Annotated in this window: 7 protein-coding genes; 5 read left to right on the forward strand and 2 right to left on the reverse strand. The window is 49.1% G+C overall.

Annotated features, from left to right (window positions below; genetic code table 11):
• Positions 1-19 precede the first annotated feature (19 nt).
• The 4 genes from ACN4EK_RS22615 (at position 20) to arsS (ending at position 7,147) form a co-directional block, all read left to right on the forward strand.
• A complete protein-coding gene (locus tag ACN4EK_RS22615; protein WP_431660567.1) occupies positions 20-3,976 on the forward strand; it encodes a PAS domain S-box protein in 3,957 nt (1,318 codons plus the stop codon).
• A 20-nt stretch (positions 3,977-3,996) separates the two neighbouring features.
• Positions 3,997-5,178 carry a hybrid sensor histidine kinase/response regulator gene (locus ACN4EK_RS22620; protein ID WP_431660568.1) on the forward strand — a complete coding sequence of 394 codons (1,182 nt, stop codon included), beginning with the start codon at positions 3,997-3,999 and terminating at the stop codon, positions 5,176-5,178.
• 69 nt (positions 5,179-5,247) lie between these two features.
• A complete protein-coding gene (locus ACN4EK_RS22625) occupies positions 5,248-5,895 on the forward strand; it encodes a response regulator (protein ID WP_431660569.1) in 648 nt (215 codons plus the stop codon).
• Positions 5,896-6,004: 109 nt separating this feature from the next.
• Positions 6,005-7,147 (forward strand): arsenosugar biosynthesis radical SAM (seleno)protein ArsS, encoded by a 1,143-nt coding sequence (gene arsS / locus ACN4EK_RS22630; RefSeq protein WP_431660570.1) that lies wholly within the window; start codon positions 6,005-6,007, stop codon positions 7,145-7,147.
• 7 nt (positions 7,148-7,154) lie between these two features.
• On the opposite strand, the gene ACN4EK_RS22635 is transcribed toward arsS, so the two are convergent.
• On the reverse strand, positions 7,155-10,172 hold the full coding sequence (locus tag ACN4EK_RS22635) for a GAF domain-containing protein (RefSeq protein WP_431660571.1): 3,018 nt from the start codon (positions 10,170-10,172) through the stop codon (positions 7,155-7,157).
• A gap of 454 nt (positions 10,173-10,626) precedes the next feature.
• Between ACN4EK_RS22635 and ACN4EK_RS22640 the strand changes: the two genes are divergently transcribed.
• Positions 10,627-11,250 carry an HPF/RaiA family ribosome-associated protein gene (locus tag ACN4EK_RS22640; protein ID WP_431660572.1) on the forward strand — a complete coding sequence of 208 codons (624 nt, stop codon included), beginning with the start codon at positions 10,627-10,629 and terminating at the stop codon, positions 11,248-11,250.
• An 80-nt stretch (positions 11,251-11,330) separates the two neighbouring features.
• Here ACN4EK_RS22640 and ACN4EK_RS22645 read toward each other — a convergent pair whose 3' ends face one another.
• Positions 11,331-12,407: a hypothetical protein gene (locus ACN4EK_RS22645; protein ID WP_431660573.1), complete on the reverse strand. Its 1,077-nt coding sequence runs from the start codon at positions 12,405-12,407 to the stop codon at positions 11,331-11,333.
• Between the last annotated feature and the right edge of the window lie 69 nt (positions 12,408-12,476).

Consider the following 12,476-nt stretch of genomic DNA (forward strand, 5'->3'; position numbering starts at 1 on the left):
GTCTCGTGGGCTCGGAGATGTGTATAAGAGACAGCTCCCCACCTCCCCCATGCCCAGAAAACTGCCCCTGCGGTTAATCCTGATTCTGCCATTTGCGGTGCTAATCGTTGGCACAGTCGGGTTAATTGAATGGCTGTCCTGGCAGGGGAAGCGACAGAGCCTGGAGACAAGTTCCCATCAGTTGATGCAAGAGGTGGGCGATCGGGTACATTTGTATCTCAACTCTTACCTATCTGTACCGCAATTGATCAATCAGTTGAATACAGATGCAGTCAAATTGGCACAATTGAATCCTCAGGAACCGGGACAACTACAACGTCACTTCTGGCAACAGATGCAACGGTTTCAGACAGTGCGAGATATTGCCTTTGGGAGTGCTACGGGTGATTTTGTAGGAGTGTATCGATCGCATAAGCGCAAAACGCTCGACTTGTTTATGACAGAACAGCCGTTGCGGCGATCGCTCTATCAGTTAGATCCGCAGGGTGAGAAAGCTGAATTACAGGCGATCGATGATTACGATCCGCGTACCCGTCCCTGGTATCAAGCGGCAGTACAGGCGAAACAGGCTGTTTGGAGTCCGATCTATACCTTTATGCCATCCGGGGAATTGGGCATTACGGCTGCCACACCGATTTATGATGCTCAGCAAGAGTTGCAAGGGGTGATGGCGGTTAATTTCAGCCTGCGGTTGATTAGTGACTATTTGCGGAATTTTAAGATTAGTCGGTCGGGACAGGTGTTCATTCTGGAGCGGAGTGGCAATCTGGTGGCGGCATCGGTGAATATGTCGTTGCCTGTCCGTAATCCATCGCTTCAGAGTGGGAGCCGTTGGTTGGTGCGAGACAGCCCCCATGTGTTGATCCGGCGGACGGGAGAGTATTTAGCGGCACAGTTTCCCACCCTACAAACCATTCAAACCAGTCAACAACTGAATTTTGCTGTGGATGGCGATCGCTTATTTGCTCAAGTGATTCCTTACCGCGATCAATTTAGATTGGATTGGTTGATTGTGGTTGTCGTTCCAGAATCCGACTTTATGCCGGAGTTAGTCTCCAGTCAACGCCTGACGCTTATCCTATCACTCCTGGCATTAGCGGGTGCGATCGGGCTGGGGATTCTTACTACTGCCTGGATTACTCAACCCATTCTGCGCCTCAGTCGAATTAGCCGCGAGTTTGCAGCAGGTCGGCTGACTCAGGACATGCCCACCTTTCATATTCAGGAATTAGATGTATTGTCGCAAGCTTTTCACTGGATGGCAGAACAATTACATCAATCGTTTGCCGGTTTAGAAGCGATTAAAGCGGAACTGGAACGGCGAGTCGAAGAACGCACGATCGCCCTGCGGCAGTCGGAAGATAAGTTCTCTAAAATCTTTCGATCGTCACCCGTACCGTTTCTATTGATCACACTGGAGGAAGGGCGAATTTTAGAAGCCAATCATAGTCATTTGCGATTGATTGGTTATACGGCATCTGAAGTGCTTGGCAAGACCGTAGAAGAGTTGAATTTTCAGGTGCATCCCAATGATACAAATCAGGTGATGGAGCAGTTACACCGAGATGGCATGATCCATAACTTGGAAATCGATTTTCAGAAAAAAACGGGTGAAACAGTCACAGTTTTATTATCGGCGGAAGTGATTGAATTAGATGGGCAATCCTGCGTCCTGTTTGTTAGCAATGACATCACAGCCCGTAAACAGGCAGAACTGGAACGGCAGCTTGCCAGTGAAGCCCTACAGGCGAGTGAAGCTCAATATCGTGACTTAGTACAAACCGCCAATTGCATTATCATTCGCTGGTCAGCCACCGGACAGGTGCTATTCCTGAATGACTATGGACAGCGCTTCTTTGATTACCCAGCCACCGAAATTCTGGGGCAAAACATTATTGGCACGATCGTGCCTCTGACGGAAACCTCCGGGCGCGACTTGCAGGAACTCATTCAGGATATTTGCACGAATCCGGAACACTATCTAGTGAATGAAAACGAGAATACTCGGCGGAATGGCGATCGCGTCTGGTTATCCTGGGCAAACAAACCCATTTGGGATGACCAGGGACAATTAATCGAAATTCTGTCGGTCGCAACCGATGGTACAGCGCGGAAACGGGCAGAGGAGGCGTTACAGGCGGCCAATGCAGAGATGCGGGCGTTATTTGCCGCGATGGAAGATCTGGTGCTGGTGCGGGACATCCAGGGACGCTGTCGGAAAATCTTCACGCCTAAAGCAACGGGCTTGTTATATCGACCGATCGCCGAAACCCTCAACAAAACCCTGTACGACATTTTGCCAGCCGAAACCGCTACTGCCTTTATGGGGTATCTGCGCCAAGCGCTCCAAACCCAACAAACCGTGAAAGCCGAATATTGTCTTACTATTCGCGATCGCTTGACCTGGTTTAGTGCCAGTGTTTCACCGATTGATACGGAATCGGTGGTGTGGGTCGTGCGCGATATTACCGATCGCAAAACAGCCGAAGTTGAACTGCAACAGGCGAAAGAAGCGGCTGAAGTGGCTAACCGCGCCAAAAGCGAATTCCTGGCAAACATGAGCCACGAACTGCGTACTCCCCTCAACGGCATTCTGGGTTATGCCCAAATCCTCAAACGCACTAAAACGCTGCCTGCTTCATTCCATCAAGGCATTGATACGATTTACCAGTGTGGCGAACATCTCCTGACCTTGATCAACGATGTCCTGGATTTATCCAAAATCGAAGCCCGTCGCCTGGAACTGCATCTCAACGAATTTCATTTACCAAACTTTTTGAAAGCGATCGCCGATATTTTCCATCTCCGAGCCGAACAAAAAGGCATCAGCTTCATTTACGAAGAATTAACTGCCTTACCCACGGCGATTCGCGGTGACGAACAACGCCTGCGCCAAGTATTAATTAACCTGCTCAGTAACGCGATCAAATTTACCGATCACGGCGGCGTTGCCTTCAAAGTCGGCATAATCCCCCCCTCTCCCTCATCTTCCCCCTCCCGCCTCCGCTTCCAAATCGAAGACACCGGCATCGGCATTGCCTCTGAGGATCTAGCCGATATTTTCCTGCCCTTTCAACAGGTAGGCGATCGTCGCCGCATGTATGAAGGCACAGGATTAGGCTTATCGATTAGTCGCAAGCTGGTAGAAATGATGGCAAGCGAATTGCAGGTGAGTAGCGTTTTGGGGCAAGGGAGTACCTTCTGGTTTGAGTTAGACGTTGTGGCAGCACCGGGGTGGCGTGATCCGACTCGTCCTCGATCGCGGGAGATTATCGGTTATCGCGGTAGACGACGGACGGTAATGGTCGTAGATGAACGACCAGAGAATCGAGCCGTTCTGGTAAATTTGTTAGCGCCCCTGGGATTTGAGTTAATTGAAGCAGTGAATGGGTTAGATAGCCTGGAAAAAGCGGCTCAGTTCAAACCCGATATAATTTTTATGGATCTGGTGATGCCCGTGATGGATGGGTTTGAGGCAACTCGACGGTTACGCCGATCGCCAGAGACGCAGGATATTGTGATTATTGCAGCGTCTGCCAGTGCCTTTGAACATGATCAACAGGCAAGTTTAAATGTGGGGTGCGATGCCTTCCTGTCGAAACCCATTCGGGTGAAGGAATTATTGGCGATGTTGGAGCGATTGCTGGCATTGGAATGGGAATATGAGACGGAACCAGCGATTGAGCTAGAGGCAGTCAGCGTTGACACTGACGATCGCGAAGCACCAGCTGCTGCGATCGTGCTTACCCTCTCAACTTACCCGGCACCGATAGTGTTAGCAGAATTGTTAGAGCTTGCCAGAATGGGGGCTGTGCTAGAACTGCAAGAACGGGCAATGCAGATCGAACAAGCTCAACCGGAATTAGCCCCCTTGACCTCTCAGGTCTATCGATTGGCGCAAGCTTTTCAAGTTAATCAAATTCAGGAGTTGTTACTTCAGGTGCAACAGGTCAGTCAGAATCCTTCCCATCAATAACCGTTGATCTACCCATACCTATGAAATCTGAAGCCTTATCCGCCAGCGTAATTTTGTTAGTTGATGATAATCCCACCAACTTAAACATTTTAGTAGCGGCACTCCGCGATTCGGGTTACAAGTTACGGGTGGCGCAAGATGGCGAAAGCGCGATCGCGCAAATTCTCTATGCTCAACCGGATTTGATTTTGTTGGATGTGATGATGCCCGGAATTGATGGATTTGAAACCTGTCGGCGGCTGAAGGCAAATCCTACGACTCAGGCAATTCCCGTGATTTTTATGACGGCGCTGACCGAAACCTTTGATAAGGTACAGGGATTTCAGGTGGGAGCCGTGGATTACATCACCAAACCCTTTGAAATCGATGAAGTCTTGATTCGGATTCAAACTCATTTAGCAATTCAAAAACTCCAGGATCAACTCCAGGCACAAAATCAACAATTACAACAGGAAATCCACGATCGTCAGAAGGCTCAAGAGGCGCTACAAGTATTTCTCCATGCGGTTTCCCATGATCTGCGTAATCCGGTGACGGGTGGCTTAATGGTGTTACAAAGTTTGCTGGAGGAGGCGGAACGAAATGATGGAAGTGTGATAGTGCCGCGATCGGTGTTGCAACGCATGATCCAAAGTCACGATCGACAACTGACGTTAATTAACTCCCTGCTAGAAACTCAGGCGAATGAAGTTGCTGGCGTTTCCTTACATCTACAACCTGTAAAGATTGCTGACCTGGTACATCAGATCACGGCGGACTGGGAAACGCTGCTGCTGAAAAATGAAGCGACGTTACATACTTGCATTCCACCTGACTTACCGGCTGTGAACGCCGATCCCAATCAACTGTGGCGCGTGTATGAAAATCTGGTGATGAATGCGCTTAAGCACAATCCTCCCGGTTTAACCCTGACGCTGACGGCGGAACTTATGCTGGGGCAGCCATCCTCGCCAGAGCAACACCACCCCGCCAAGATGATTTGCTGTACGGTGCGAGATGATGGGGAAGGGATGCCACCTGACCAATGTGCCATGATGTTTGACCTGTATAAACGGGGGCAAACGACCCGCCGAACGGTAGGCTTGGGCTTGGGCTTATATCTATGTCGGCAGATTATTACGGCTCATGGTGGCGAGATTGGGGTTGATAGCACTCCTGGTGCAGGGTCACGATTTTGGTTTACGCTACCATTATGCCGTTAATATTAGTATTTCAGCATGGGTTAATTTGTCTCCTGAGATAAAATTGTGTCAACTGTCGCGGACTCGCTTATGGACTCAACGGCTGCATCCTTAAAAATTCTGGTGGTGGAAGATGATCCCATGATCCAACTGGGATTAGAGCGGATGCTATCCTCTCAGCCGCAGTTTGAAGTGGTCGAAATTGTCGAAGATGGCTATCTGGGAGTGCGTTCGGCTCTGACTCACCGACCCGATCTGATTATTATGGACATTGGGCTACCCCGACTGGATGGCATTGCCGCGACGCAGCAGATTAAGCAGCAGTTGCCTTCAGTACGCATCGTCATGTTGACCTCCCATACGGCTGAAACCGAGGTGCTGGCAGCCCTGGCGAGTGGAGCCGATGCCTATTGTGTCAAAGGTGCCAGTATTGATCAGCTATTGGTGGCGATCGCGGCGGCTCAGGCAGGTGCTACCTATCTCGATCCGCAGATTGCCCGGTTGGTGATGGAAAACTTAAAACCACCGGCACCCGATCGACCGATTGGCGATTTAACGGAACGGGAGTTGGATGTCCTGAAACTTTTGGTGGAAGGTAAAAATAATACTGAAATTGCCGAAGCTCTTTATCTCAGCCCCAATACGATCAAAACCCATGTGCGGGGCATTATGAATAAACTATCGGTGGACGATCGCGTCCAGGCAGCCGTGGTGGCACTGCGATCGGGATTAGTGTGAGTGGCGATCATAGACGATCGTCATAGCCACTTTTTCCTGCCTCACCTCGCTGTTTTCTGAGGGCGGTTGCGCTACGGTTAACGTTGAGTGTTCATCGCCAAGCAATTCTATGTCTAAAGAAATCCAGCCATCGCTGGCAGAACTGATTGAACCATTGGATCTCAACCATCCGGCGGCAGGCCCAAAACCCACCGTGTCTCTGAAGCGGCGACAATCGCCTTTAGCCTCCAGTCACTATCAGCAATCGACCTTAGCTGCCGTTGATCTGGCAGGGCTACCTCACCAGGGCAATTTTCAGGCAACCCTCGCTGCCCACAATTGGTTAGAGCTGCAACCGGCTGAATTAGAGATTTTTCAGATTAATGTCGGCAAACTCTGCAATATGACCTGTCGCCATTGTCATGTGGATGCGGGGCCCGATCGCACCCAGGAGGTAATGAGCCGTGACACGATAGAAGCCTGTCTGCGAGCGTTAGATCAGACTCCTGCCCATACAGTAGATTTAACCGGGGGCGCACCGGAACTGAATCCCCACTTTCGTTATCTGGTCGAGCAGTGTGTATTCCGGGGTAAACGGGTGATCGATCGCTGCAATCTCACGGTGTTGCTGTTACCGACGATGCAGGATTTGCCTGCCTGGTTAGCGGCACAGGGGGTAGAGATTGTTTGCTCCTTGCCCCACTATCGCCAACGAAATACCGATGCCCAACGGGGGGATGGCACATTTGAAAAATCGATCGCAGCGTTACAACGGTTAAATGCGGTGGGCTATGGACAGGGAGATCCCGATCGGCAGCTGACGTTAGTGAGTAATCCCGTGGGAGCGTTTCTTGCCAGTCATCAAGCCAGCCTGGAACAAGAATGGAAAGCTGGCTTACTCAAGCATCATGGCATTACCTTCGATCGCTTGATTGCGCTGAATAATATGCCAATATCGCGATATTTGGAGTGGTTAGAGCAATCGGGGAATTTACAAGCTTACCTGGAACGGTTGGTGAATGCGTTTAACCCAGCGACGATCGCGGGGCTGATGTGCCGCAATACGCTGTCGGTGTCCTGGGATGGGCGGTTATTTGATTGTGACTTTAATCAAATGCTCGATCTAGAGTGTCAATCGGCTCACCAATCTCCTCTCCATATTCGGGATTTTGATTATCACACGCTAAAGCAACGCCAAATTATCACCGGACGGCATTGTTTTGGTTGTACGGCGGGGGCTGGTAGTTCCTGTGGCGGGGCGATCGCGGAATAAGCCAGCGTTAATCCTCTTGAAGCAAATTATGGATAGTTTGTAACAGTTCCTGCATGGTGTAAGGTTTGGGCAGAAAAGCTTGGGCATCGATCAGTTTGGCTTCGGGCAACGGCAGACTGGAGACTAAGCCACTTGATCCAATAATTTTGCTCTGAGGATTAATCTTTTTCAAGGCTCGGATCGTATTGGCTCCGTCCATCAGGGGCATCATCATGTCCACTAATACCAGCCGGATGTCATCCCGATATTGGGCATAGAGGGCGATCGCTTCTACCCCATCATTGGCAGTCAAAACCCGATAGTTATAGGTTTTCAAGGAATTCCTGGCTATTTCCCGAATCGGTGCTTCATCATCAACGACCAGAATCAGTTCTCCGTTTCCGGCAGGCAACTCCAGTTCAGCTTCTAAGTCAGCGCTGGCTTCCTCCACGGCAGGAAGAAATACCTTAAATTGCGTACCTTTCCCTAACTTGCTGGAGACGGTGATGAAGCCCTGATGGCTTTTAATAATGCCAATCACGGTCGAAAGTCCTAAGCCTGTACCTTTGCCCACTTCTTTCGTGGTAAAAAATGGCTCAAAAATGCGATCGAGGATGTCAGGTGCAATCCCAACGCCTGTATCTGTCACCGTAATCACAACATACGCGCCGATACGGGCATCAATATGTAATTGAGCATCCGTCTCATTCACAAACAAATTCTCCGCCGCAATACAGAGAGTGCCCCCATTAGGCATGGCATCACGGGCATTCACGCATAAATTCATTAACACCTGATGTAAGTGAGTGGCATCCCCACAAATAGCCCATAAATCCCGTGAAAGATTCGTACAAATTTGCATGGATTTGGGAAAAGTTTCTTCGGCAATTTTTTTAATCTCTGTGACTAAATGGCGAATTTGTAAAATTCCATGCTCTCCATCTAGTCCTCGCGCAAAAGATAAAACTTGCTTAATTAACTCACTACCGCGTCTAGCACTACTTTCGACAATTTCTAACCATTGTTGTCCCTGTCCTTCTGGAAATTGTAGTTTTAATAGCTGGACTGACATCAGAATTGGAGCCAGAATATTATTTAAATCATGGGCAATGCCTCCCGCCAGAGTACCAATACTTTCCATCCGTTGCGATCGCAAAAATTGTCGCTCTAATAATTTCTTTTGAGTGATGTCAGTATTGACCATTAAAATGGCTTTGGGTTTTCCTAACGCATCCCGCACTAAAGTCCAGCGACTTTCCACAGTAATTTCTTTACCGACCTTGGTGACATGCTGTAATTCTCCCTGCCATTCTCCTTGTTCATAGACAATCTGGTATATCTCCTGGGCGATCGCGGGAGTGTCTAGATACAGTGTTTCGTTAACCGAACTGCCCCGCACCTCCTGTTTCTGCCAACCATAAAGTCGTTCTGCTCCTTTATTCCAAAACAAAATATGGTGATCCAGATCGCAGACCAAAATGGCATCCGTTGCCACATCTAATAATGCCGCCTGCTCATGCACTTTCTGTTCTGCGGATTGCCGTTCCGCTAACTCTAATTGAGCCTGGTGGTAGAGTTGGGATTGTTGAATCGCGATCGTTACTTGGGTGGCTAACTGTTTCAATAAATTGATTTCTAAGGGTTGCCATACACGGGGGGCAGAGCAATGGTTAGCCACCAACAGTCCCCACAGGGTTTGCTCTTGCAGAATGGGCACTACTAAGTTCGCCCGCACCTGAAACTGAGCTAATAAATCGATATGGCAGGGGGTTAAGCCCGAGGTATGAATATCGGTAACGGCTTGAATCTGTCCTTGTTCATAGGCTTGCCGCCGGGTGGCATCCTTAAAGAAAGAATCTGCGATCGTTGCCCCTAAGATCGGTTGCCAGGTCGGCTCCACAGATTCCACAACAACGACACCGCTCCAGTCTGACTCAAATTGGAAAATTAACACGCGATCGGTTTGCAGAAAGTGCCGCACCTCAGACACCGTAGTATCAAGGATTTGATTCAGATCCAGCGATTGCCGAATCCGTTGGGCAATTTCTGCCACTAAACGTTCCCGCCGAGCTTGTTGCCGCACCGATTCTTCGGCTAATTTGCGATCGGTAATATCGCTACGAATCGCCATGTATTGATAGGGGTGACCCTGGGCATCCAGAAACGGGACGATCGTGGTATCAACCCAATAAATACTGCCATCCTTCGCCCGATTTCTCAGTTCACCTTTCCAAACTTTACCCTGAGAAATGGTTTGCCAAAGTTGTTGAAAGAACTGTTTAGGGTGGTAGCCCGAATTAATCAGTCGATGGTCTTGTCCCAATAGTTCATCCTGGCTGTACCCAGAAATTTCACAAAATTTATCGTTAGCGTACTGAATCATTCCTTTGTGATCAGTGATGGCAACGATCGAAGACGCATCCAGGGCAAATTTAAAATCAGCTAAATCCTTCAGGGTTTGCCGTAAATCCTGCTCGGGACAAAGTTGTTCATTGACGGCACAGACGGTTTGCAAGGCATAGGAATTAACGCCCGAGAGGGGCACTAATGCCCGTTCTTGGGAGTGTCGTGCCTCTAAGTGATGGATGACCTGACGACTGATGACTTCCAGGACAGTGATTTGCTTGGGGGTGAGCTGGCGAGGGATATAGTCCATAACGCACAGGGTTCCTAACGGCATCCCCGTCAATGTCATTAAAGGAACTCCCGCATAAAACCGGATGGGTCGCTCCTCTACCAGCAGCGGAAATTCGATAAATCGATCGTCTGCCAGTGCATCTTCCACAATCAATGGCTGAGCTTGCAGGATGGTATAGGCGCAAAAGGCGCGATCGCGAGATTGTTCTGTCAGCGAGATACCGAGTTGAGATTTGAACCAGACTCGTTCCCGATCGACCAACGTGATTAAGGCGATCGGGGTCTGGCAGCTTTGGGCAGCTAGGTAGCTGAGGTCATCAAAGACAGGCTCCGGCTCAGTATCAAGGATGTGATAGTGATAGAGCGTTGCCAATCTCTCGACTTCATCATCGGGAAACACGGTTTTCATAACTAGCGAACTTGCGGCACGATCGCGATTAATAGCACAACCCAATATTTTTTAAATACCCATGTTTGTAGTTAATTTATCTTTTCACTGAAGAACTGTAACAATTAGTCATTGAGTTGTATTATCTCTCAACAACATATAGCTGAATACTGGCTGATGACCTGTGACGAGTCCCTAGAGCCAACCCATTATTACGGGAGTTTGAATTTGATCATAGATACTAGCCTTCTATCATGGCCCAATCGTCAGTCAATATCTATAACCTGAGATTGAGGTTTTTCCCCGGTGTCTTGAGCAAGGTGAAGTGGAGATAGATTTAACAGCGCTAAATCAGCAATGGATGGGCACTGTAAGAGGATAAAAATTACTTTTTCTAGCCCCAACATGATATCGATTTAGATCTCAGTTGTTGCCTATAGCGGTTAAATCAGAGCAGATGATCAGGAGATAGGAGATGCAAGTAGCACTAGAGATTACTTACCGAGATGTTGAGAAAACGGCTGCGATCGAAGCATTAATTCACGAGAAGGTTGCCAGACTAGAGCGCTTATGTGACTACATTAGTAACTGCCAAATTGTCCTGGAAAAAATTCACGATCGCCCTAAACAGGGTTCACCATTTCGCGTCCGAATTGATCTCACCGTACCACCTAACCATGAGTTAGTAGCGGATAGTCATCCTGGCGATCGCACTCAGTATCCCGATATTGATACGGTGATTCGGGATGCCTTCAGCAAAATAGAACGGCAGCTAAAAGAATTAACTCGGCAACAACGGGAGAGCGAAAAGGCTAAGGGTAGCGGCATCCAGGAAACGGCAGCGTTAGTCACCACATTATATCCAGAAGCGGATTACGGCTTTATTAAGACGCTAGAAGGGGAAGAGATTTATTTCCATCGCCATAGTGTGCTACACGGAGATTTCGATCGCCTGGAAGTGGGCACAGGGGTACGATTCGCGGCAACCGAGGGTAAAAATGGGTTGCAAGCCACAAGTATCCAGATTGTGAACAAACCGGGTGTCCGAACGGGGAAAGCGGAACAAACGATCGTTGAGCCGCCCTTAGGCTGGGAATAATCGCCGCTAAGACAAAAGTGGCTGTAGGACAACATCATGCCTACAGCCATCTCAATGAGATCACCTGGAGTGAAAGCCTGTTATTGCTGGATCAGTACCAGGCTTTGTTCATTGCGCTGGTTGCCATTGGTGGCACTCAGACTAACGTTATAGCGAGTTCCTGGAACCGGCACGATCGGACGGAAGCTAAAGCTGAAATTCCCCTGGGCATCGGTGGAAATAGTGCGATTAAACACGTTGCGATTGAGACCAACAACTCCCGCTAATGAGGTGCTTGCCTCCACATTTACGTCTACCGTAGTGTTGGGCAAACTCCGTCCCCGCACTTCCACCGTCCCTCCAACTCGACTGTTATTTTGCGGACTCAGCACTTCTAAAGGCAGTTGAGTTGTATTGGGGTTGGTTGTGCCGCTACTGGCGAATAGGTTGCGATCCAATTGCGCTCGGGCAACTTGATTGCCAGCTTGCAGGCTAGCCGTCACCCGATTGTTGACATTCGAGAAATCATCCTGCCGCCGAATTACATATTGCCCCCGATAATTGCCCTGCGACACTTCCTGCATCGGTTGGTTGTAGGTAATGCCTTCGATCGAGTACGTGGCTCTGGCATTGGGAGTACCCGTTAAGGTGAAGTTCAGTACCGTACCGGGATCTGGCTGTTGTACCGGGTCTACGCTAAAGCTATTGATTGCCAGAGCTTGGGTCGATTGATTCCCCGATTGAGCGCCTTGGGTGGTGTTTGTGCCAGTAGCCGCCGTTAACGATTGGGGTAGTCGGGCACTGGTAATTTGATCGCCCCGTTGTAGATTGGCTCGCACCACTGTATCCGCTGTCAGCGAGTCCGTCGTCCGAATCACATACCGTCCTTCATATACTCCCGGTTCAACTTCTCGCATAGGCAGATTGCGGGCAAGATTCCCGATCGTCATACTAGCGCGGGAATTCGGTGTACCTTGCAACGTAAAAGTTAACTCTGTTCCAGGGCTCAATTGACTCACTGGCTCAACGGTAAAACTATCAATTTGTGGTGCAGCAGAGTTCTGCTGGGTATTTTGCTGAGCGATCGGTCTAAGTTCCGTTTGTGCCAATGCGGGTGAGCCTATTAAAGCACTCAAACATGTCAGCGCGATCGTGGTTGAGAAAAACCGACTTGCCATAATAATCTTCTCTCCTATCCCTGTTTTAATTACTGGTGTTGAAACTCACATTGTTACCCTGCATAATAT

The organism is Pantanalinema rosaneae CENA516 (genome assembly GCF_050753385.1).
GTDB lineage: Bacteria > Cyanobacteriota > Cyanobacteriia > Leptolyngbyales > Leptolyngbyaceae > Pantanalinema > Pantanalinema rosaneae.